This window comes from Novosphingobium guangzhouense (assembly GCF_002896965.1).
GTDB lineage: Bacteria > Pseudomonadota > Alphaproteobacteria > Sphingomonadales > Sphingomonadaceae > Novosphingobium > Novosphingobium guangzhouense.
In genome coordinates this window covers 1-22264 of record NZ_LYMM01000045.1, presented here as the reverse complement: position 1 = coordinate 22264, position 22264 = coordinate 1, and the positions used below count along the sequence as shown (strand labels likewise).

General features: G+C 63.2%; 23 protein-coding genes and 1 pseudogene. 12 read left to right on the top strand and 12 right to left on the bottom strand.

Annotated elements, in window-relative coordinates; genetic code table 11:
- Positions 1-15: 15 nt before the first annotated feature.
- From pheS to hisN, 5 genes are all read right to left on the bottom strand, one after another.
- Positions 16-1113: a phenylalanine--tRNA ligase subunit alpha gene (gene pheS, locus A8V01_RS16905; RefSeq protein WP_103097147.1), complete on the bottom strand. Its 1098-nt coding sequence runs from the start codon at positions 1111-1113 to the stop codon at positions 16-18.
- A gap of 172 nt (positions 1114-1285) precedes the next feature.
- Entirely contained in the window at positions 1286-1651 is a 366-nt protein-coding gene (gene rplT / locus A8V01_RS16900; RefSeq protein WP_103097146.1) for a 50S ribosomal protein L20, read from the bottom strand.
- 13 nt (positions 1652-1664) lie between these two features.
- The gene (gene rpmI / locus A8V01_RS16895; protein WP_008829613.1) at positions 1665-1868 is read right to left on the bottom strand and encodes a 50S ribosomal protein L35; all 204 of its coding nucleotides are present in this window, start codon (positions 1866-1868) and stop codon (positions 1665-1667) included.
- Positions 1869-1982: 114 nt separating this feature from the next.
- Entirely contained in the window at positions 1983-2405 is a 423-nt protein-coding gene (locus A8V01_RS16890; RefSeq protein ID WP_103097144.1) for a gamma-glutamylcyclotransferase family protein, read from the bottom strand.
- Between the two features lies 1 nt (position 2406).
- Positions 2407-3195, bottom strand: a complete 789-nt coding sequence (hisN, locus tag A8V01_RS16885; protein WP_103097142.1) for a histidinol-phosphatase — start codon at positions 3193-3195, stop codon at positions 2407-2409.
- 169 nt (positions 3196-3364) lie between these two features.
- Between hisN and A8V01_RS16880 the strand changes: the two genes are divergently transcribed.
- Entirely contained in the window at positions 3365-4309 is a 945-nt protein-coding gene (locus tag A8V01_RS16880; RefSeq protein WP_103097140.1) for a helix-turn-helix transcriptional regulator, read from the top strand.
- 109 nt (positions 4310-4418) lie between these two features.
- Here the strand turns inward: A8V01_RS16880 and A8V01_RS16875 are convergent, their stop codons facing one another.
- Together A8V01_RS16875 and glpX are read right to left on the bottom strand one after the other, a co-directional pair.
- Positions 4419-5354, bottom strand: coding sequence for a ribose-phosphate pyrophosphokinase (locus A8V01_RS16875; RefSeq protein WP_103097138.1), 936 nt, complete (start codon positions 5352-5354; stop codon positions 4419-4421).
- A gap of 183 nt (positions 5355-5537) precedes the next feature.
- Positions 5538-6518, bottom strand: coding sequence for a class II fructose-bisphosphatase (glpX, locus tag A8V01_RS16870; protein ID WP_103097136.1), 981 nt, complete (start codon positions 6516-6518; stop codon positions 5538-5540).
- A gap of 231 nt (positions 6519-6749) precedes the next feature.
- Between glpX and A8V01_RS16865 the strand changes: the two genes are divergently transcribed.
- Positions 6750-7037: a hypothetical protein gene (locus A8V01_RS16865; RefSeq protein WP_245892661.1), complete on the top strand. Its 288-nt coding sequence runs from the start codon at positions 6750-6752 to the stop codon at positions 7035-7037.
- A gap of 90 nt (positions 7038-7127) precedes the next feature.
- Here the strand turns inward: A8V01_RS16865 and A8V01_RS16860 are convergent, their stop codons facing one another.
- Both A8V01_RS16860 and A8V01_RS16855 read right to left on the bottom strand, forming a co-directional pair.
- The gene (locus A8V01_RS16860) at positions 7128-8435 is read right to left on the bottom strand and encodes a homoserine dehydrogenase (RefSeq protein WP_103097134.1); all 1308 of its coding nucleotides are present in this window, start codon (positions 8433-8435) and stop codon (positions 7128-7130) included.
- Between the two features lie 73 nt (positions 8436-8508).
- Positions 8509-9354 carry a hypothetical protein gene (locus A8V01_RS16855; protein WP_103097132.1) on the bottom strand — a complete coding sequence of 282 codons (846 nt, stop codon included), beginning with the start codon at positions 9352-9354 and terminating at the stop codon, positions 8509-8511.
- A 367-nt stretch (positions 9355-9721) separates the two neighbouring features.
- On the opposite strand from A8V01_RS16855, the gene A8V01_RS16850 reads away from it, so the two are divergent.
- The 4 genes from A8V01_RS16850 (at position 9722) to A8V01_RS16835 (ending at position 12365) form a co-directional block, all read left to right on the top strand.
- The gene (locus A8V01_RS16850) at positions 9722-10387 is read left to right on the top strand and encodes a TonB family protein (RefSeq protein WP_103097130.1); all 666 of its coding nucleotides are present in this window, start codon (positions 9722-9724) and stop codon (positions 10385-10387) included.
- Positions 10388-10473: 86 nt separating this feature from the next.
- Positions 10474-11238 (top strand): MotA/TolQ/ExbB proton channel family protein, encoded by a 765-nt coding sequence (locus A8V01_RS16845; RefSeq protein ID WP_103097128.1) that lies wholly within the window; start codon positions 10474-10476, stop codon positions 11236-11238.
- Between the two features lie 137 nt (positions 11239-11375).
- Positions 11376-11906 carry an ExbD/TolR family protein gene (locus A8V01_RS16840; RefSeq protein ID WP_211295042.1) on the top strand — a complete coding sequence of 177 codons (531 nt, stop codon included), beginning with the start codon at positions 11376-11378 and terminating at the stop codon, positions 11904-11906.
- A 24-nt stretch (positions 11907-11930) separates the two neighbouring features.
- A complete protein-coding gene (locus A8V01_RS16835; protein WP_103097124.1) occupies positions 11931-12365 on the top strand; it encodes an ExbD/TolR family protein in 435 nt (144 codons plus the stop codon).
- Between the two features lie 74 nt (positions 12366-12439).
- Here A8V01_RS16835 and A8V01_RS16830 read toward each other — a convergent pair whose 3' ends face one another.
- Positions 12440-14896 (bottom strand): ligase-associated DNA damage response DEXH box helicase, encoded by a 2457-nt coding sequence (locus A8V01_RS16830; RefSeq protein WP_103097183.1) that lies wholly within the window; start codon positions 14894-14896, stop codon positions 12440-12442.
- An 80-nt stretch (positions 14897-14976) separates the two neighbouring features.
- Positions 14977-16395, bottom strand: a complete 1419-nt coding sequence (pgmG, locus tag A8V01_RS16825; RefSeq protein ID WP_103097122.1) for a phosphoglucomutase/phosphomannomutase PgmG — start codon at positions 16393-16395, stop codon at positions 14977-14979.
- A gap of 151 nt (positions 16396-16546) precedes the next feature.
- On the opposite strand from pgmG, the gene A8V01_RS16820 reads away from it, so the two are divergent.
- From A8V01_RS16820 to A8V01_RS16800, 5 genes are all read left to right on the top strand, one after another.
- Positions 16547-18082: a peptide chain release factor 3 gene (locus A8V01_RS16820; protein WP_103097120.1), complete on the top strand. Its 1536-nt coding sequence runs from the start codon at positions 16547-16549 to the stop codon at positions 18080-18082.
- 120 nt (positions 18083-18202) lie between these two features.
- Positions 18203-18907 carry an endonuclease/exonuclease/phosphatase family protein gene (locus A8V01_RS16815; RefSeq protein ID WP_103097118.1) on the top strand — a complete coding sequence of 235 codons (705 nt, stop codon included), beginning with the start codon at positions 18203-18205 and terminating at the stop codon, positions 18905-18907.
- 161 nt (positions 18908-19068) lie between these two features.
- Positions 19069-19407, top strand: a complete 339-nt coding sequence (locus A8V01_RS16810; RefSeq protein ID WP_008832047.1) for a P-II family nitrogen regulator — start codon at positions 19069-19071, stop codon at positions 19405-19407.
- A 14-nt stretch (positions 19408-19421) separates the two neighbouring features.
- Complete coding sequence (locus tag A8V01_RS16805) at positions 19422-20738, top strand: ammonium transporter (protein ID WP_103097181.1); 1317 nt, start codon at positions 19422-19424, stop codon at positions 20736-20738.
- 196 nt (positions 20739-20934) lie between these two features.
- Positions 20935-21273, top strand: a complete 339-nt coding sequence (locus A8V01_RS16800) for a P-II family nitrogen regulator (RefSeq protein ID WP_103097116.1) — start codon at positions 20935-20937, stop codon at positions 21271-21273.
- A gap of 77 nt (positions 21274-21350) precedes the next feature.
- Here the strand turns inward: A8V01_RS16800 and A8V01_RS16795 are convergent, their stop codons facing one another.
- Entirely contained in the window at positions 21351-21776 is a 426-nt protein-coding gene (locus tag A8V01_RS16795) for a protein tyrosine phosphatase family protein (protein ID WP_103097114.1), read from the bottom strand.
- Positions 21777-22060: 284 nt separating this feature from the next.
- Between A8V01_RS16795 and A8V01_RS29335 the strand changes: the two are divergent.
- Positions 22061-22264 (top strand): annotated as a pseudogene (locus A8V01_RS29335) (cold-shock protein); the annotation flags it as partial.

Sequence of the window (22264 nt, the reverse complement as noted above, 5' to 3'; positions counted from 1 at the left end):
TGTATCCTTCCCGCCTTAGGCCGGTGTACCGACGCCGCCCGAAAGGGTCGGCACGTCGAGGGCGGAGAAACCGTAGTGGGAGAGCCAGCGCACATCGCCGTCGAAGAAGGCGCGCAGGTCGTCCATCCCGTACTTGAGCATGGCAAGGCGATCGACGCCGATGCCGAAGGCGAAGCCCTGCCATTCGTCGGGGTCGATACCGCCCGCCGCGATTACCCGGCGATTGACCATGCCCGAACCCAGCACTTCCATCCAGGCATGGCCCGGCGCATCGCCCGACCCGCCGACGACCCTGCGCCCGCCTTGGCTGGAATAGCCCACGTCCACCTCGATCGAGGGTTCGGTGAAGGGGAAGTAGCTGGGGCGCAGCCGCAGGACGATGTCGTCGCGCTCGAAGAATGCCTTGAGGAAGGCTTCCAGCGTCCACTTCAGGTGGCCGAGGTGGATGCCCTTGTCGATGACGAGGCCCTCGATCTGGTGGAACATCGGCGTGTGCGTGGCGTCGCTGTCCGAACGGTAGACGCGGCCCGGCGCGATGATGCGGATCGGCGCGCCCTGCTGGATCATCGAGCGAATCTGCACCGGCGAGGTATGCGTGCGCAGCAGCATCTCGCGGCCGTCATCGTTCCTGTCCGGAAAATAGAACGTGTCATGCATCGCGCGCGCCGGGTGGCTTTCGGGCATGTTGAGCGCGGTGAAGTTGTGCCAGTCGTCCTCGATCTCCGGCCCGGTGGCCACGGCGAAGCCAAGGTCGGCGAAGACTTCCGCCAGTTCGTCCATCACCTGCGAAACCGGGTGGACCGCGCCGCGCGGGGTAGAGGGCGCCGGGAGCGAAAGATCGATCGTCTCGGCCGCAAGGCGCGCGTCGAGTGCGGCGGTTTCGAGGGTGTCCTTGCGGACGGCGAGCGCCTCGCTCACGCTTTCGCGCAGGGCGTGGATCTTGGGGCCTTCGACCTTGCGCTCTTCGGGGTCGAGCTTGCCAAGCGTCTTGAGCAGGCCCGAGATCGAGCCCTGTTTGCCCAAAAATTCGACGCGCAGGGCCTCCAGCGTATCGAGATCATCGGCGCCCGCGATGCGGGCTAGCGCCTCCTGGCCGGTTGCTGCGTGGTCCACTGGTCGTCTGCCTGTCTGAATGAGGATGAATGCTGCGCCGCGTCCTTAAGGGGCCATCAGCCGAACCGCAACGCATGAAGGTCGCAAACGCGAAAAGGGCGCGGACGGCACATGCCATCCACGCCCTTTGAAATCGCGCGATGAAGCTGAGGAGCTTTACGCGTGCGGTGGCTTACGCCGCCGCCGGCAGAGCTGCCTTCGCCTGCGCGATGACGGCGCTAAACACGCCGCCTTCGTTCATGGCGAGGTCGGCCATCGTCTTGCGGTCCAGTTCGATCCCGGCGAGCTTCACGCCATGGATGAACTGCGAGTAGGTCAGGCCTTCAGCGCGGACAGCCGCGTTGATGCGCTGGATCCAGAGAGCGCGGAAGGTCCGCTTCTTGATCTTGCGGTCGCGGTACGCGTACTGGCCGGCCTTTTCGACGGCCTGGCGTGCGACGCGGATGGTGTTCTTGCGGCGGCCACGGTAGCCCTTGGCCTGTTCCAGAATCCGCTTGTGCTTTGCGCGGGTGGTGACACCCCTCTTGATACGGCTCATTCGTCAGTACTCCTCAGTTGAGCCCGTAGGGCGCCCACTTCTTGATGACCTTGGCATCGGCGTCGGAAATGACTTCGGTGCCGCGGTTCTGGCGGATGTACTTGCCGTTATGGCTCATGAGGCGGTGGCGCTTGCCGGCAACGCCGTGCTTCACCTTGCCGGTGGCGGTGAGCTTGAAGCGCTTCTTCACGCCGCTCTTGGTCTTCAGCTTGGGCATTTTCGTCTCCTTTGATCGGGACACGTCCCGCCGGCCATGGCAGCCCTTTTCGCCAGGCCGACCCGCGAATCTTCGCTGCGGAAGACTCGACCGTGTCGATTGAAGGACGCGCCCTTAGTGGCTGGGCGCACGAAAGGCAAGCGACGAGTAAGCCTTATGACGTGAGGCGCGCAGCCATTCGAGGAAGTCCGCCCCGATGAGGTGGCCACCCCGGCAGGCACCACGCCAGACGTAGACCTGCGCAGGCGTTCGCGCGCCGCCATCCGTGCGCACCGGAAGCGTGACGCGCCGGTATTCCGGTCCTTCGTAACTGTCGAGCCGCGCCAGATCACCGTGTCTCAGACGCAGGTGGCACACAGTACCCCACACGCGGCCTGCGCCGCGCATCAGGGCTGGATACCATCCGTGCCGGTCGGGTAGCGCGTACAGCCTGCCCGGCACCGACCCGCGTTCCGCACGGGTCACGCGTTCGGCGATCCAATGCGCCATCGCAGTGGCTGCATCGGGGCGTAGCGTGCCGTAGAAGAAGAACTTCAGGTCAGTCGTGATGGTGGCAGGCCATGGCTTCGATCACGTCTTCCAGGCGGGCCGGATCGCCGATCGCCAGCACCTCGCCACCCGAATCTGCGTTGAGCGGTTCACCATTCCAGTCGCACATGATGCCGCCCGCGCCCTCGACGATCGGGACCAGTGCTGCCCAGTCGTGCAGCTTGAGACCGGCTTCGCAGACAAGGTCGATGTGGCCGTTGGCAAGCAGACCGTAATTGTAGCAATCGCCGCCGAACATCATGCGCTTGTGATCGGTCTTCGCGGCGAGAGCCATGAAGTGGTCGCCTTGATGGTCGTCGAAATACTGCGGCCCGGTGGTCGCGAGCATCATGTCCGACAGTTCGCGGCAGGGGCGGGTGCGCACTTCGCGGCGGTTGAAGGTGGTGGCATGGCCGCTCGCGCCCACCCAGCGCTCATTGAGGATGGGCTGGTCGATGATGCCCAGGACAGGCCAGCCGTCCACCAGAAGCGCGATCAGAGTGCCGAAGGTGGGGCGGCCACCGATGAAGGACACGGTGCCATCGATCGGATCGAGCACCCACGTCCGATTCGATCCGCCGCTTTCGGTGCCGAATTCTTCCCCGATGATGCTGTCGCGCGGGGCTTCTGCCTTGAGAATGCGGCGCATCGCTTCTTCCGCGGCCCGGTCCGCCACGGTGACGGGCGAGGCGTCAGACTTGCGGTCGGCAGCCAGGCCGGTGCGAAAGTGGGGGCGAATCGCTTCACCGGCTGCGTCGGCAAGGCGAAGCGCGAGGGCGATGTCCTGATCGAGTTTCATGCCATCTGCTGTGCCTCCTTGACGGTGATCCGGTCAAGTTCCTTGGCTAAGGAGTGATACCTGCAAGAAAATACTAGGCAGCTACCCGCTCCCATAGTTTTTCTCGCATTGCCCCCGGGGGTTTGCGCAATTATCGCGTTTCAGGGGCATCTTTTAAGCCAGAGTAATCATGCAGCGCAAAACCCGCCCTGCGCTCGATCCGACGATCGAGCCGCAGCAGGGCATGACCCGTGACGGACAGCCTTTGTCCTACAACCGTGCGCCGTCGCCGGATCTGGCGCCCTGGCTTGGGCGACTGTACGTGACGAAAGTCGATCTGCCTGAAGATTACACCCTATCCTGCGGCCTGTTCACGGATACCAGCACCGTGCGAATTCAGCTTGCCGGCAATTGGGTGGCGCAGACGGTGGACGGGCAGATCACGACCCGGCGCGGAGCTTTCTATTTCGGCCCGCATTCGCGGCGCATGCCGATCTCGGTAACCGGCAGTTTCATCAGCGTGGGCTTTGCCATCCGGCCGGGTACGGGCACTTCCCTGAACCTGCCGCACGTTGGCAAGTTCGTTGACAGGATCGTTTCCACCGATGCTCTTTCCGGTCCTGAGGAAGACTTCATGGCCGCGCTGAAGCCTGAAGCAAGCCCGGAGGAATGGCTGCAGGCCATTGAGGATGTCGTCAGGGGGCAGATCAAGGAACTGGGCGGGGCCTTGCCCAACCCCCTCGCGGCCCGGTTCGAGGAGATCAGCCTGCGTAATCCGGCTATTTCCGTCAGCGATGCAGCGGAAGAATGCGGGGTCGATCGCCGGAAGCTGGAGCGTGTGGTCAGCAGGGACTTCGGTATGCCGCCCAAGCAGGTGCTGCGTCGGGCCCGAGCCCTCGATATGGCCAGCCATCTGCGCGGTGTCGCCGATTCGCGTGAGGGCGACGAGATCGCCTTGCGCTATTATGACGAAAGCCACCTCATCCACGAATTCACCGAACTGTTCGGCATGTCGCCGCGTCGGTTCGTGACCCGCCCGCAGCCGATCTTGACACTGGCGCTCGAATCCCGGCAGGCGCGGCGGCTTGAGGCGCTGCACCGGCTGGAGCCGGGGCAGGCGAGGCCCTGGGAGTAATTCGGCCCCGGAAATAACCGGCAAGAGGTGTGAAAACGAAGAACCCCGGAAAAGCAGGCCGCTGCTTTTCCGGGGTTCTTTGCATTTCCGGCAATGGAAAGTGTCGTGATCAGTCGAAGAGGCTGGAGACCGAGCTTTCGTCAGCGATACGGCGGATGGCCTCGCCGATCAGCGGCGCGATCGTCAGGATACGGATCTTGTCCGAAGCCTTGGCCGCCTCGGTCGCCTGGATCGAGTCGGTGATGACCAGTTCCTTGAGGGCGGAGTTGGTGACGCGGCTGACGGCCGCGCCGGACAGCACGCCATGCGTGATGTAGGCAGTGACGCTGACTGCACCCGCTTCCATCAGGGCCTGCGCGGCGTTGCACAGGGTACCGCCCGAATCGATGATATCGTCGATCAGGATGCAGGCGCGACCCTTCACATCGCCGATGATGTTCATGACTTCCGACTGGCCCGGCTTGTCCCGGCGCTTGTCGACGATCGAGAGCGGCGCGTTGTCGAGGCGCTTGGCCAGCGCGCGGGCGCGAACCACGCCGCCCACGTCAGGCGAAACCACCATCAGCGACTGGTCGCCGTAGCGGGCCTGAATGTCGGCGGCCATGACAGGCGCGGCGAACAGGTTGTCGGTCGGGATGTCGAAGAAGCCCTGGATCTGGCCGGCGTGCAGATCCACCGAAAGAACGCGGTCGGCGCCTGCTTCGGTCAGCAGGTTGGCCACCAGCTTGGCCGAGATCGGGGTGCGCGGGCCGGGCTTGCGGTCCTGACGGGCGTAACCGAAGTAGGGCACCACTGCGGTGATGCGCTTGGCCGATGCGCGGCGCAGTGCGTCGATGCAGATCAGCAGTTCCATCAGGTTGTCGTTGACGGGGTAGCTAGTGGGCTGGACCACGAAGACGTCTTCGCCGCGCACGTTCTCGTGGATCTCCACGAAGATTTCCTCATCCGCGAAGCGGCGGACGGCGGCGTCGGTGAGCGGCAGTTCAAGATAGCCTGCGATCGCGCGTGCGAGCGGCAGGTTGCTGTTGCCGGACATGATCTTCATTTGCGAATCCCCGTGACGGTGCCTGGACGGTCGGTCGTTGGGACCGGCCCTGTAGCCCGGAGTCGCGGGAATGCAATAGTCCGCCTTGGGTTTTCACCTTGCCAGAGCGCCGGATCGGGGCGGTCGAAAGGCCACTCGCGCCGGCGCGGGCCTGGCCTTTCATATTTCAACCAAAGGGTTGGGTCAGATCCGGTGTTCGCCCTTGATCCAGCGAACGGTGCCTGAACTGGCGCGCATCACGACGCTTTCTGTAGTCATGATGCCGCCCTTGCGGCGCTTTACGCCGTCAAGCAGCGACCCGCTGGTCACGCCGGTGGCGGCGAAAATGCAGTCTCCCTTGGCCAGTTCTTCAAGCTTGTAGATCTTGTCGAGGTCAGTGATGCCCCACTTGCGGGCGCGGCTGCGCTCGTCCTCGTTACGGAACAGCAGGCGGCCGTTGAACTGGCCGCCGACGCAGCGCAGCGCCGCTGCGGCAAGCACGCCTTCGGGCGCGCCGCCTGAGCCCATGTAGAGGTCGATGGTCGTATCCTCGTCGGTCACGGCGATCACACCGGCCACGTCGCCATCGCCGATCAGCACGACACCGCAGCCGATGTCGCGCAGTTCGTCGATCAGTGCTTCGTGTCGCGGACGGTCGAGCACGCAGACAATGATGTCCGAAGGCTTCACCCCCTTGGCCGCAGCAACAGCCTCGACGTTCTGGGTGGGCGTCTTGTCCAGGTCGATCACGCCGTCAGGATAGCCGGGGCCGACCGCGATCTTGTCCATATATACGTCGGGTGCGTTCAGCAGGCCGCCTTCTTCGGCTGCAGCCAGCACCGCAAGCGAGTTCGGCCCCGCCTTCGCGGTGATCGTGGTGCCTTCCAGCGGATCGAGGGCGATGTCGATCTTCGGGCCTTTGCCCGGAGCGCCGCCGACCTTTTCGCCGATGAAAAGCATCGGGGCTTCATCCCTCTCACCCTCGCCGATAACCACCGTTCCGTCGATGTAGAGACCGTCAAAGGCCTTGCGCATTGCCTCCACTGCGGCATGATCGGCTGCCTTCTCGTCTCCGCGCCCGATGAGGCTGGACGCGGCGATGGCGGCAGCCTCGGTGACGCGCACCATTTCGAGGACCAGAACGCGATCTAGTACGTGACTTGCGGGGGTCGTGTTTTCGGACATGTTCACTCCGGAATAATCCAGGGAGGAAAGATTTTCACCGCTTATACAGAGGATTTTGAATTGTCGAGAAGCTGGATATACCCTTTCGCAATCGCAATAACCGTCCCCGCTCCGGCGATTGCTCAGGACGCGTCCGGCGCTTCTGCGGCAGATCGTGTGATTGCGGAAAAGATGCTTGGGGCCGGTGGGCGAATTACGAAGGATACTTCGCGCAACGCGTGTCTGCGCACGATGAAGCAGGGTGAAATCGTGGTCTGCGCCCCCGAGCCGGACCAGTACCGCGTACCCTCCACCGGCGACGATGACCCGACCGGCGTTGGCGCCAACGACGGACGGCCAAGGACCCCGGATGTTTCCGGCAACGGGATTTTCAAAGGCAAGGCGACGATGAGCGGACTGTGCATGATCCCGCCCTGTCCGCCCGAGCAGCCCTATATCATCGATCTTTCGACGATCCCTGAGGCTCCGGCCGGTTCGGACGCCGACAAGATTGCAAAGGGGGAACTGCGCGCGCCATGATCGTGGCGTCCCGGAGTGGCGGCTCCGGGAAGACGGCCGATACCTGTGCGGGCAAGGGATGCCCCGATTGAGGGCGCCCCCGGTTTCCTCTCAGGCGCCGATGATCTGCATCACCAGCGGCTTTGCGGTCAGGCTGTCCGACCCGTCAAGAATGCGCATTGCTTCGGTGACTGCGCTCTCCGGCCCCGGATGCGTGACGATCGCCAGGATAACCTCTCCGTCCTGATCGGGATCGCCCTTCTGGATCAGGCTCTCGATGGAGACCCCGGCATCGCGCATGGCGGCGGTAATGTCGGCCAGCACGCCGGGACGGTCCGGGACGGTGAACCGGATATAGGCGCTGCCCACGCGATGCCCGCTTGCCGCGGGTTCCATAGCTTCCAGTTCACCCGCCGGCATCGAGAATGCCGCGCTTTTTTCGCCGCGGGCGATGTCGATGATATCGGCCACAACTGCGCTGGCGGTCGGCCCGTCGCCTGCCCCCGCGCCCTGGAACAGCAGGCGACCCATGAAATTGCCTTCGGCCACAACCGCGTTGGTCGCGCCGTCTACATGAGCCAGAGGGTGATCGATGGGCACGAGATGCGGGCGTACGCGCTGGAACAGGCGCGGCGAACCGCTGGCTGTGTCCACACCTGCCATGCCCAGCAGACGGATAACGTAGCCAAGCGCGCGCGCCTGCTCGATGTCAGCGGCCTTGACGCGGCTGATGCCCATCGTCTCGACCGCATCGAACCGCAGCTGCGATCCGAAGGCGATCGCCGCCAGGATCGACAGTTTGTGTGCGGCGTCGATCCCCTCGATATCGAAGGTCGGATCGGCCTCGGCGTAGCCAAGGCGCTGGGCTTCGGCGAGCACGTCGCCGAAATCGGCGCCGGTGTCCTCCATGGTGGAGAGGATATAATTGCAGGTGCCGTTGAGGATGCCATAGACACGCTCGATGGCATTGGCCGCCGCGCCTTCGGACAGGCCCTTGATGACCGGAATGCCGCCGGCGACCGCGGCCTCGAACTTCAGTGCGACCCCGTTGGCTTCCGCGGCTGCCGCCAGTTCCAGCCCGTGATGCGCGATCATCGCCTTGTTCGCCGTGACAAGGCCCTTGCCCCCGGCGATCGAATTGCGGGCGAGGGCAAGGGCGGGCCCGTCCGAGCCGCCGACCATCTCCACTACGACATCCACGTCGTCACGCGCGGCAAGGGCCGCGGTGTCATCGACCCAGTCGTAGCGCGAAAGGTCGACACCGCGATCCTTTGTGCGGTCGCGCGCGCTGACGGCGGCGATGCGGATCGGGCGCCGGGCGCGGCGGGCGATAAGCTCGGCGTTGGTCTCGATAAGACGGACGACGCCGGTGCCGACGGTCCCCAGTCCGGCAAGCGCGATATTCAGCGGTTCGGCCATGCTAGCTCCTTGTTCGGGAGCGGGCACTAAGGCAGCCTGTCGTCAAATTCCAGCACGAACGCCTGTCGAAGTGTCACTTAAGTGTGCGTGTGCAGGGGCCGAGCTGGTTCAGCACCATCCGATAGTCGGAAAGGGCACGCTGCTGCTCCTCGAAACTGCCCGAGACATTGGCGCCGGCAGGAGGGGTTTTCGGCAGGAAGCAGGCGAGGCGATACCATTCGAGCGTATCGGGTTCAGGCGGATGGCCGACGTCGGCTACCAGTTCGGAGAACGATACGCCCCAGGCCGGCGCCTGCCCCTGTTCGTGCTTTACGGTGATCGATGCGGCCGAATTGTCATGCGTGTTGAGGAATATCTGCGTCTCGCCTTGCCCGGCAAGGTTGCCCGGCACGAACAGCAATTCGCGCACGCCCGTGATCTTCGCCGGAGCGTCGGGCGCAACAAGCGCCTGCAGGATCGAGCGCAGCCGCGCCTCGCGCGCGGGCGTGGATATCTGTTGTGCGGTCGGCCAGACCAGCTGAAGCTCTCCGGGGCGCCCCGGCACGGCGCGCGCGAACAGGAACACCACCTGCTTCTTCAGTTTGGCGGGCTTACCCTTGGCGTCGAGAGGAAGGTCTACGAGATAGCGCACCGATTCGCCCAGCGGCGCCTTGCCAACAAGAAGGGCTCTGGTTTGCGCCTCTATATAGAAGCGTCCGTGTCCCGGAGTGAGACCGCGCGCGCGTTCATTCTCGATCCGGGTCATTTTCGCGATCTGGACTTGCACGACCAGCCCTGCCGAATCGGCAAGGTCGGCGATGTCGGCGTATGTGACCTCGCCGGGCGTCTCAAGCGGCCCCTGGGCGCTCGCTGCAAGCGGCGCCAGCGCGAGATAGGTACCTGCCAGGACCGCTGCAAGGGGGCGCGAAATCAGGGGCATGAACGATAAACTCCGTGGAAATGCGATGGCTTATAGCCATTGAGTGGTTTCAACTCAAAATTGCACTGGATCAATTTGAGCTAACCGGGCATGAATCGTGCGTTAACCCCTGCTGGGCCGATAAGGCGTTGCGTGGGGTGGGCTTCGACGTTAAGAAGCCTGCAAAATGGGGCAAAAATAGCAAAAGCTCCTCGGTTCGCCTCCCGTTTCGTATTGTCGTCGGATGGGCAGACTGTTAGCCGTCAGGGTGGGTAATTTGGAGTTTCGTCATGGGTTCCCTCTTTCCGGGGGGGAGTCCATGGGCGCCTTTGGGCATGTTCTTCCGGGAACCTCTGCCCGGGGCTTGGTAATGGAGTGATGCGTCTGAATGGCTTACGCTGACCAGCAGATGAGCACCAACAAGGTTGTTGCTCTTGTCATTGTCGCCTTGATCCATGTCTTCGTCGGCTATGCGCTCGTCACCGGCTTGGCCTATGAGGCGGCGAAGAAGGTCATCAACAAGGTGACCACCGTGGATATCAAGGAAGAAAAACCGAAGGAGGAAGAGCCACCGCCGCCTCCGCCGGAGCAGCCGGATACGCCGCCGCCGCCTATCGTGGCGCCGCCGCCGCCGATCAACATCGCCCCGGCTCCGCCGCCGGTGCAGACTGTGATCACCCCGCCGCCGGCGCCGCCGGTGGTTATCCAGACCGCTGCGCCGCCGCCGGCTCCGCCGCCGCCGCCGCCCGGTCCGTCGAAGGCTCGTGGCGTCAGGCCGAAGGGCCAGAGCAGCTGGGCTGGTCGTATCCAGTCGAACTATCCGACCCGCGCCGCTCGTGAAGAGCGCGAAGGCCGCGTTGGTGTTCGTGTGCAGATCGGTACCGATGGCAGGGTTTCGGCCTGTTCGGTTTCCGCGTCGAGCGGCAGCCCGGATCTGGATGAGGCCGCCTGCGACGGTATGCAGCGCTATGCGCGCTTCGACCCGGCGCTGGACGACCAGGGCAATGCGATCTCGTCGTCGTACTCGACCGCGATCGTTTACAAGCTCAACTAATCTCCAAGGGGTCGGCACTTTTCGGTCCTTGGGTAATTCGACCGGACGCCGATCACATCCTGCATTCTTCTTGAGAGGTATATCGCATGCTTATCGTTGACATCCTTGCCGCCGCCGGCGCGCCGCAGAACAAGTTCGGCTTCGCTGAAGCGCTCGAACAGGGCGGTTTCATCGCTTACGCGACCGTGATCATCCTGGGCATCATGTCCTTCGGTTCGTTCTACATCCTGTTCACCAAGTGGTTCGAACAGTCGAAGATCCTGCGCCAGTTCGGTGCCATCCGCACCACCTTCTGGAAGGCTCCTACCCTGCGTGAAGGCGCTGCCAAGCTTGAGAAGAACAGCGCATGGCGCCAGCTCGTCGAAGACGGCATCGCCGCTGAAGACCAGCACGCCAAGATGACCGATTCGCTCGAAGCGCACGACTGGCTTCACGGTTCGCTCGCTCGTTCGGAAGCGACCATCAACGCTCGCCTTGCCGGCGGTCTGCCCTTCCTCGCCACCGTCGGTGCGACCTCGCCGTTCATCGGTCTGTTCGGTACCGTCGTCGGCATCTACCGCGCTCTGATCGCGATCGGTCTTGCCGGTTCGGCTTCGATCGACAAGGTCGCCGGCCCCGTCGGTGAAGCTCTGATCATGACCGCGCTCGGTCTGCTCGTCGCCGTTCCGGCCGTGCTTGCCTACAACTACCTGCAGGCTCGCAACAAGCGCATCGCCGAACTGCTGACCGGCTTCTCGAACGACGTTCTCGCGAACATCAACTCGAAGGGCGCCATCAAGCCGACCGTCGCCGTCGCTGCGAAGGCTGCTCCGGCCCCCGCCAAGCCGGCTGCTGCTCCCGCCAAGCCGTAAGAGCACGGGGACCCAAGCGGATCGGTTCATTCACCTGACCCGATCCGCCCCCGTCGGGGTGAAGAAGAAGGCGGTGGCTCGAAGCATGCGAGAATCCACCGTCCACCCCCAGGCAACGCAAGGATTAGGATAAGACTATGGCGATATCCACGGGCGGAGGCGGTGCAGAGACACCGATGTCCGACATCAACACGACGCCGCTCGTCGACGTCATGCTGGTGCTGCTCATCATCTTCCTGATCGCGGTCCCGGTCGCGATCCAGACGATCGAGAAGCTGCGCATTCCCGTCATCGTGGCGCAGGAGTCGAAGGACAAGGTGGAGAACCTCCTCCTTACCGTCTCGACCACTGACGCTGCGGGCAAGAGCGCGGGCGAACCTGGTTTCCAGGGTGCGAACCGCGGCGGTGAATGCCGCATCTACATCAACAACGTGACTCCGGTGACTTCCGAGGAGCTGCGCGACCAGGCTTTCAAGCGTCTCGATTCGATCGTGAAGCGTGAAGGTGGTCCGCAGGCCCTCATGGCGAACCCGGATCTCATCCCGCAGGTCCACATTCGCGGTGACGTCGAAGCGCCTTGGCGCTGCGTTGCCGGTGCGATCTACAACGTCCAGATTTCGGGTTATCCGACGGTTGGCTTCATCACCAACCCGATCGATCCGAACTGACGCGCGGAACAGGAGTAACATCTCATGGCAATGTCAGGCGGCAAGGAAGATGGCTCGCCGATGATGGAGATGAACACGACGCCGTTGATCGACGTCATGCTCTGCCTCCTCATCATGTTCATCATGTCCATCCCGGTTGCGACGCACTCGATCGATATCGATCTTCCCGTTGCAACTCCTCCGACGGACACTCCGCCCCCGATCGACCCGGTGAAGAACAAGATCGTGCTGACTCAGGACAGCAAGATCATGTGGAACGGCACCCAGATCGATCAGGGACGGCTGATCCAGACGCTCGAAGCCACCACCCGCATGACCCCCGAGCCGGAACTTCAGTTCCAGCCCGAGCCGGAAGCCAGCTACGAGCTGTCGGCGCAGGTTCTGCAGGTGATCAAGGCCTCGGCCGTCACGAAGTTCGGCTTCGTCGGCAACGAACAGTTCGCGACCTTCGGCAAGTAAGCCGATCGTTCAAAGACTGGTCCCGAAAGGGGCACCCAAAGGGGCGGAGAAATCCGCCCCTTTTCGTTTTCTATTCAGTCTGTTTCTTCCGGATCGAGGCGCATAGCAACCGAAGCCAGACTTTCAGCTTCGAGCAGAAGGTCGTCATCCGCAGCGCCGGAAGGCAAACTTTCCCGACCGATCATCGATAGCGCAGGCACAGCGAGGGGGCTGATCCGATCGAGTATCACATGGTCCACTTCGCGTGCGGCCCGATCAAGCACATCGGCGACGCGCGCCACATCGGTCATGCGGGCACGGGCATCGGCCCAGGCCGCTTCGATCAGCAGGTGATCGGGCTCGTACTTGCGCAGGACGTCATATATGAGATCAGTCGAGAAGGTGACCTGACGGCCTGATTTGCGCTGGCCCGGTTGCTGCCGTTCGACAAGCCCGGAGATCACCGCGACCTCGCGGAAAGCGCGGCGAAGCAGATAGGATTGCTGCACCCAATCGACGAATTCGTGCGTCAGGATATCGGGAGAGAGCAGCGCGGCGGGATCATCGACCGCCTTCAGGCTCCAGACGACGAGCGTGTAGTCCGTCGCTACGAATCCCAACGGGCCCAGGCCGCGATCTTCCATCCGCCGAGTGATCAGCATCCCCAGAGATTGGTTCGCGTTCCAGCCTTCGAACGTATAATAGCTCGTATAAGACAGATTCCGGTGGGGAAAGCTTTCGACCAGTAGCCGGCCCGGCGCGGGCAGGTGTGACCGCCAGTCCTGCACTTCCAGCCATTCGCGCACATCGTCGGGGAATCGCGCCCACCCGGCGCGGTCGGAAAGCATCGTCCGCACCCGCTCGGCCAGATGGGTGGAGATCGGCATGCGCTGTCCCATATAGCTTGGGATCGTCGCCGAACGCTTTGCAGCGCGCACGATCAGTTCCAGATCCTTGAGCGATTCCACTTCGAGATCCATTCCGGCGAAACGGAACGTGTCGCCCGGCTCAAGGCTTGCGCCGAAGCCTTCTTCCACTTTGCCGAGCGAGCGGCCGTTGCGAAACCGCACATCCAGCATCTCGGCGTCGACGATGATCCCGGCGTTTAGGCGGTGGCGGGCGGCGTGCTCGGGATGGGTCAGGCGCCAGGTGCCGTCCCTGTCGCGCACGATCCGGCGAAAACGGTCGTAGGAGCGCAGAGCGTAGCCGCCGGTGGCCACGAATTCGACCACGCGCGCAAAGATCGCCTCGTCTACCCAGGCATAGCTGAGCGAGGATCGGATTTCGGCAAGCAACTCCCCTTCGCGGAAGGGGCCGCAGCAGGCCATGGCCATGACGTGCTGGGCCAGCACATCGAGCCCGCCTGGGCGGAAGGCATCGCCGTCGCGCTGTCCCTCCCGAACGGCCTCCTGCGCGGCAAATGCCTCCAGGAATTCGAAGCGGTTGCCGGGCACGAGCACTGCCGCGCTGGGGCTATCCAGCCGGTGGTTGGCGCGTCCGATCCGCTGAAGCAGGCGTGAGGAGCCTTTTGGGGCGCCCATCTGCACGACAAGGTCGATGTCGCCCCAGTCGATGCCGAGATCGAGGCTGGCGGTGCAGACCAGTGCTCTCAGCTTGCCGTCCGCCATCGCCGCTTCCACTTTGCGGCGTGCCTCGCGCGACAATGATCCATGATGGATGCCGATCGGCAGGTTATCCTCGTTGGCATCCCACAATTCCTGGAAGATGTACTCGGCCAGAAAGCGCGTATTGGTGAAGATGAGCGTCGTGCGATGCGTCTTGACCTGCTCTATCAGCTGCGGGATGGCCCATGTCGCGGCATGACCGCTCCACGGGATACGCTCTTCACGCGGAAGGAGTATGGCGACATCGGGTTCGGCGCCGGGTTCGCCCTCGACCAGTTCTACACTGTCGATCTCACCCCACGGGGCAAGCCAGCCCCGGTATTCGTCAGGTTCGGCCAGCGTTGCTGACAGTGCGGCGCGTTGAAGGCGCGGAGCGATGGCCTGCAGGCGGCTGAGCGACAACGCCAAGAGGTCGCCGCGTTTGCCGGTGGCGAAGGCGTGAACTTCGTCGATCACGATCCGCCGCAGCCCGGCGAACAATTCCGGGGCCTCCGGGTAGCTGAGCAGCAGCGACAGCGATTCCGGTGTCGTAAGCAGGATATGTGGCGGTTTTGCGCGCTGTCGGGCCTTGCGATCGGACGGGGTGTCGCCGCTGCGGGTCTCGATGCGGATCGACAGGCCCATCTCCTGCACGGGTGTGAGGAGGTTGCGCTGCACGTCGGTAGCCAGCGCCTTCAAAGGCGAAACGTAAAGGGTATGCAAGCCTTCTGGTGGCTCTCCCGCCCCGATCCGGGATGGGCAGAAGGCAGCAAGCGTGGGTAAGAAGCCCGACAGCGTCTTGCCTGCGCCGGTATCCGCCACCAGCAGCGCATGATGGCCGCGATCTGCAGCCGCCAGCATGTCCGATTGGTGACGGCGTATGCGCCATTGACGCGCATCGAACCATGCAGCGATCTCGGACGGTATCTGGCCGGGCTGCGGTGTCATCGCGTGCATCGGAGAGAACATATCTGCACTCTGATCTAAAAGCACCGCAGTGGATGCAGTTTCACGGCAAATCGCGATGGCTAACGTCCCGCCGATTTCACAAGGCCGGAAGCCGCAAGGTGATCGTCGATCTGAGCCAGGAGCCTTTGCAGCCCCTCCGGCGTGTCGCTCTCTGCCCGCGCGGTGAGGGCTGCTTCGGTATTCGATGCGCGTAACAGCCACCAGCCATCGGGCGTGCTTACGCGCACACCGTCTATCTCTGTCATCTGGGCGCCCGCATGCTTCAGCCTTTTCGCGGTTTCCTCAACAACCTGGAACTTGCGCAAATCGTCGGCCGGAAAGCGCAATTCCGGCGTTTTGAAAAGGGCCGGTATGGCATCGCGAAGCGCCGTTACGCTGGCTCCGATCCGGACGATGGCGGCAATCAGCCTGATCGCGGCGTAAAGGCCATCGTCAAAGCCGAACCAGTCGTCAGCGAAAAAGAAGTGGCCGCTTGTTTCTCCACCCAATGCAGCGCCGGTCGCCTTCATCCGCGCCTTGATATGGGAATGGCCCGAGGGCGCCATTTCTGCCTGTCCACCAAGCGTATCTATCCCGTCGAATACCGTTCGCGAAGCCTTGACGTCGGCAATTACCCGAGCGCCGGGATGGCGCGCCAGCACATCGCGCGCGAAGAGAAGCAGCAGCTGATCTGCATCGAGAACCCGACCGAGGCTGTCGATGACCCCGATTCGGTCGGCATCACCGTCAAAAGCTAGTCCGAAGTCGAGGTTCTTCGCCGCGACCAGTGCGCGCAGGTCTGCAAGATTGGCGTCGATCGTGGGGTCGGGATGGTGATTGGGAAAACGGCCATCCACTTCGGAGTAAAGCAGATGGTGTTCGCCCGGCAATTGAGCAAGCAAACGTTCCAGGCTCGGGCCGGCAGCCCCGTTGCCTGCATCCCAGCCGACACGCAATCGGGAGAGGCCGGACGGATCGCAAGCGGCCAGACCCTGGATCAGTCGGTCGACATAGGCCGGCAGCACGTGCTTGTGCGTGACGGCGCCCCGGTGTTCCGCAGCCGGGCAAGCGCCGGAAGCGGCTATGCTGCCAAGCCGGGTGATATCCGCCCCAAAGAAGGGCGCTCCGGCAAATACCATCTTGAAGCCGTTGTGATCGGCGGGATTGTGGCTGCCAGTTACCTGAATGCCGCCCTTCACTTGTGGAACTGACGCTTCGGCGAAATACAGCATCGGTGTCGGACCAAGGCCCACCCTGATTACGTTCACGCCAGCGTCTGCGAGGCCGTGAACCAGCGCAGCTTCGAGAACGGGGGAACTCAGCCGCCCGTCGCGACCGACGACTATGCTCTCGCGGGGCCCCAGGATTGCCCCGAAACTGCGGCCCAGTGCATAAGCGTCCGCTTCGAAGAGCGTTTTGCCGAAGGTGCCGCGAATGTCATACTCGCGAAGGATGCTGGGGGCGAAGTTATGCGCGAAGTCGGGGCAGGGGATTCTCATTGCTTCCTTTTCCGGGGCATCAGGCTGATCGTCTTCGGGCGCAGGCCTGAGCTGCGACTTGCACCGTCCAATGCCTCCCGGTCAAATCCCCGAGTTCACGCCCGATACAGCAGGACTTTTCTTCTTGCGCCCACCCCCCTAAAGCGCGCCGATGAGCACTTCGCCCCATCAGTCCCGCCGCACTTTCGCGATCATCTCGCACCCAGACGCGGGCAAGACCACGCTGACCGAGAAGCTGTTGTTGCAAGGGGGCGCGATCCATCTTGCCGGACAGGTCAAGGCGCGCGGCGCCGCGCGGCGCGCGCGGTCGGACTGGATGAAGATCGAGCAGCAGCGCGGCATTTCAGTGACCAGCTCGGTCATGACGTTCGAGCGCGATGGCATCACGTTCAACCTGCTCGATACGCCGGGTCACGAGGACTTCTCGGAAGATACATACCGCACGCTCACGGCGGTCGATTCGGCGATCATGGTGATCGACGCGGCCAAGGGCATCGAACCGCAGACTCGCAAGCTCTTCGAAGTTTGCCGCTTGCGCTCGGTGCCGATCATCACCTTCATCAACAAGGTCGATCGCGAAGGCCGCGCCTGCTTCGACCTGCTGGACGAAGTGGCGGATATGCTCGCGCTCGATGTTTGCCCGATGTCCTGGCCAGTCGGCATGGGCGGTGTGTTCGAGGGCATTCTCGATATCAAGAGTGGCGGTATCAGCCGCCCCGAAGGCGCGTCGAAGGAGTTTCTCGGCAAGATCGATCACGGCGCTGCGCTGCCTGATGCGGTCGCGGAAGAACTGGAACTGGCGCAGGCGGGCTATCCTGAATTCGATGTGGATGCTTACCGGGCCGGTGACCTTACGCCGGTGTATTTCGGATCCGCATTGAAGAATTTCGGCGTCATGGAATTGATAGACGCGATTTCGCGCCATGCTCCGCCGCCGCGCCCGCAGCCTTCTGAGCAGGGCATGATCGAGCCGGATAACAAGGAAGTCACCGGCTTCATCTTCAAGGTGCAGGCCAACATGGACCCGATGCACCGCGATCGTATCGCCTTCATGCGGCTGGTTTCCGGCACCTTCAAGCGCGGGATGAAGCTGACGCCGTCAGGTCTGGGCAAGCCGATCGCGGTCCATTCGCCGATCCTGTTCTTCGCGCAGGACCGCGAGATCGCGGACAATGCCGAGCCTGGCGATATCATCGGGATTCCCAACCACGGCACTTTGCGGGTGGGTGATACGCTGTCGGAGAAGAACGACGTGCGCTTTACCGGCCTGCCCAACTTCGCGCCGGAAATCCTGCGCCGCGTTGCGCTGAAAGATCCCACTAAAGCCAAGCAGTTGCGCAAGGCCCTCGACGATCTTTCGGAAGAGGGTGTGATCCAGGTCTTCTACCCGGAGATCGGTTCGCAGTGGGTGGTCGGTGTTGTCGGCCAGTTGCAGCTTGACGTGCTGATCAGCCGTCTCGAGGCCGAATACAAGGTCGAGGCCGTGCTGGAACCTGCCCCGTTCGACACCGCACGCTGGCTCAAGGGTGATGACAAGGCGCTGAGAGAATTCGGCGATTTCAACAAGATGAGCCTGGCGCGCGACCGTGATGGCGACCCGGTGTTCATGGCGCGGTCGGCCTGGGATGTGGGCTATCAGCAGGAACGCAACCCCGACCTGACCTTTAGCGCCACCAAGGAACGCTGAACGCACGTAACGGCACTCAGACTGCACACAGCGGCACCTAACGCGACCATAACGGTCACGAAGGAACCTGACGGCGCTTCGACGGATTGCTAAAGAGGCCACCCCGCCGGAGCCTTTTCGTTGCAGATCAAGTTCGCCAGCTACAACATCCACAAGGCCGTCGGTCTCGATCGGCGGCGCGACCCCGATCGCATCCTGACCGTGCTGCGCGAGGTCGATGCCGACATCGTCGCCCTGCAGGAAGTCGACCGTCGCTATGGCCGCCGTATGGCGGTACTGCCGCTTGAAGCGATTCATGCGGCGACCGACTATGTCGCCGTGCCCATGTCGATGAAGCCTGACAGCCTTGGCTGGCACGGTAACGCGATCCTCGTGCGCAAGGGCATCGATCTGGTCGAGGCCGCGCCGGTGCCGCTGCCCGTGCTGGAGCCGCGCGGCGCGGTGCGGGCGGACCTCATGGTCGAAGGGCGGCGGCTGCGGGTGGTCGGCATGCACCTTGATCTGTCAGGCATTCGGCGGCGGCATCAGGTCCGTTCCGTGTTGTCTCATTGCGCTGACTGCGGCGAGCGGGTGCCGACAGTGATGATGGGCGATCTCAATGAATGGGCGCAGCGTGGCGGCTGCCTGCGGGAGTTCGGCGAAGGCTGGCAGGTTCTGGCGCCGGGCCGTAGTTTTCCGTCTCGGCGGCCGATGGCGCTGCTTGATCGCATTGTTGTGTCCGCCGAGTGGGAAATCCTGGGAACCAATGTGCATCACAGTCCGTTATCGGCGATAGGATCTGACCATCTGCCCGTCTGTGCCTCGCTTGCACTGCCTAAAATTTAGGCAACTGCTCATGAATCGAGCGGTGTTGCGTGCCTTGAGCGCGATCTACGGATTATCCACCAGCTGAATCGCCACTGATTTTTGCCGATTGGTAAATTGGCACACCCCTTGCTTAGTCATTGTTAGCCGGCGCTGGGGCCGGTGGCTAACAGGGGATAGGCATGAAGTTCATCATCGCCATCATCAAGCCCTTCAAGCTGGACGAAGTGCGGGAGGCGCTTGGGGGCATTGGCGTCGCCGGCATGACCGTTTCGGAAGTGAAGGGCTTCGGTCGCCAGAAGGGTCAGACGGAGATCTACCGCGGCGCCGAATACTCGACCAACATGCTGCCCAAGGTGAAGATCGAGGTCGCTGCACCCGACGATCTGGCGCCCAAGATCGTCGAGACGATCCAGCAGGTCGCAAGCACCGAGGCCATCGGTGATGGCAAGATCTTCGTCCTGGACCTCGCTTCGGCCGTGCGTATCCGCACCGGCGAGGCTGGCGACACCGCGCTCTGAGGGGAGCACTCATGATGAACCGCAAGTTTCTTGGTGGCATCGCGGCGACGGTAACGTCGCTTGCCGTCTCCACCGCTGCCTTCGCACAGGACGCTGCCGCGCCCGTGCCGAACCCTGGTAACAACGCCTGGATGATGGTCTCGACGATCCTTGTCCTGATGATGATCCTTCCCGGCCTCGCACTGTTTTACGGCGGCCTGACCCGCTCGAAGAACATGCTCTCCACGATGACCCAGATCGGCGGCGTCACGGCGCTTGCCATGCTCATGTGGGTGATGTTCGGCTATGGTCTGGCTTTCGGTCCCGAAGGCAACCAGTTCATCAGCTGGGGCAAGTTCTTCCTTGCAGGCGTCACGCCCGATGCAACCGCCGCCACCTTCACGGACGGCGTGGTCATTTCCGAACTTATCTTCGTCTGCTTCCAGATGACCTTCTCCGCGATCACCATCGCGCTGGTCCTGGGTTCGGTGGTCGAACGCATGAAGTTCTCGGCCGTCATGGTCTTTGCCATCGTGTGGCTGCTGATCGTGTATTACCCGATCGCGCACATGGTCTGGGAAGCGCGCGGCGTCTTCTTCGTGATGGGCGCTCTGGACTTTGCCGGCGGCACCGTGGTCCACATCAACGCCGGTGTCTCGGCGCTGGTCGCCGCGATCATCCTGGGCAAGCGCAAGGGCTACCCGACCGAACCGATGGCTCCGCACTCGCTGACGCTGACGTTCGTGGGCACCGGCCTGCTGTGGGTGGGCTGGTTCGGCTTCAACGCCGGGTCGGCGCTGGAAGCCAACGGTTCGGCTGCGCTTGCCATGATCAACACTTTCACGGCCACTGCTTCTGCCGCTCTGTTCTGGATGCTTGCCGAGAAGTTCTCGGGTCACAAGGGTTCGGCGCTGGGCTATTGCTCGGGCATCATCGCGGGCCTCGTCGCGGTCACTCCGGCGGCCGGTAACTCGGGGCCGTTCGGCGCGATCGTGCTGGGTGCCGTTGCCTCGATCGTCTGCTTCATCTTCGTCTCGAAGATCAAGCCGGCCTTCGGTTACGACGACTCGCTCGACGCCTTCGGCATCCACGGCGTTGGCGGCATCATCGGCGCCATCGGCACCGCCATCGTCTACGCTCCGTCACTCGGCGGCCCGGGCGGTGCGGACTTCGCCATCGGCTCGCAGCTGGTGACCCAGATCGCCGCTGTCGCTGCAACGATCGTCCTTTCGATTGTCGGCACCACGGTTGCGATGTTCATCGCCAAGGCAGTCACCGGCCTGCGCGTCAGCCCCGAAGTCGAAGCCGACGGTCTCGACATCGGCGAGCATGGCGAGCGCGCCTACAACTAAGAATCTCCAGTTTGGCGGCGGCGGGAACTTCCTCCTCTCCTCCCTCCCGTCGTCGCCAACCGATGTTCCTCCTGCGAACACAACCTTCAAAGGGCCGGAGCCAGCCGCTCCGGCCCCTTTTTTATGCGCGTGACTTGTGGAATGCTGCGCATCCTGAGGGCTGCAAGTGGGCGGTGCGGCCAGTGGGGGAACGCGGATGAAGTACGTCACGGCCATCATCAAGCCGTTCAAGTTCACCGAAGTGAGGGATGCGCTCGCGGCCTCGGGTATTTCGGGAATGACGGTTTCGGAAGTCAGCGGTTTCGGGCGCCAGAAAGGGCAGACCGAAGTCTATCGCGGCGCCGAATACGCATCGAGCATGCTGCCCAAGCTACGGCTGGAGATCGCGGTGCCGGATGCGCTGGCGGCGCACGTCGTCGAGATCATTCGCGCCCATGCGAACAATGACGAGATCGGTGATGGCAAGATTTTCGTCTTCCCGCTCGACCGGGCAGTGCGGATCCGCACAGGCGAGCAGGATGACAACGCGCTATAGCGCGTTTTCAAGGCCGGTTACGAATAAGGCGCCCTTGCGAATCGGGGGCGAATCGCGACAGGGCTGAAAAGGGACGTTCAGCGGCCGGCTGAGAGCATTTCGATCAGCTGGCGTACCGGGCTGACGTCATAACCGGCGCCTGCCGCCTTCGATGCGATAACGGCCGGGCTGTCGCCTGCCTTGGCGCGAGCCAGCGCCCACAGCAGCGTCGACCGGGTGCCCGAACGGCAATAGGCAAGCACCGGTCCTTCGACGTCCAGGGCCTGCTCCATCGCATCGACCTGCGCCTGGCTGAAACCGGCGTGAGTCACGGGAATCGCAACATAATCGATACCGGCGGCGCGGGCCGCAGTCTCGATCGCATCGCCGGGAGTCTGGTCTTCGCTTTCGCCTTCGGGGCGATTGTTGATGATGCGGATCACGCCCAGCGCCTTGGCCTCTGCGATCATGTCGACATCGATCTGCGGGCTTGCAAAGACGGTCTCGGTGATTTGGCGGAACATCTGCGCATTCTCCCGTAATCGAGCGACCGGACGGAGCCGGAAACCGGCCTTCAAGACGCTTCACGTCGATCAGGCAAGCCCATTCGTCGCTTAAAAACCGCTAATTCGTCGCGAAGCACTGCAAGGACCTCGCATTTCCGTTCGCCATCGCGTTTGGAGTCGTGTAAGAGTCATGATTGCAGGAGATGGCCGGGCGTTGCCCAGCCGTTTGCCTGACGTTTGGCGTGGATCGTCCGCCCGCCTGACGAATACTTCTGGGGCGCAGCGAAGGTACGCTAGTAGACATGGGTTTTGATAGAGGTCGTCGCGGAAGGGGACGCGACAATAAGCGGGGCGGTGAGGACGAATTCGATCCGTTCTACGCTGGCGGCGGAGATCGCTTTGGCGGCGGTGACCGTTTCGGTGGCGGCGGCTTCGGCGGCGGTGACCGCGGCGGCTTCGGCGGCGGTGGCGGCTACGGCGGTGGCGGTGATCGCGGCGGCTTCGGT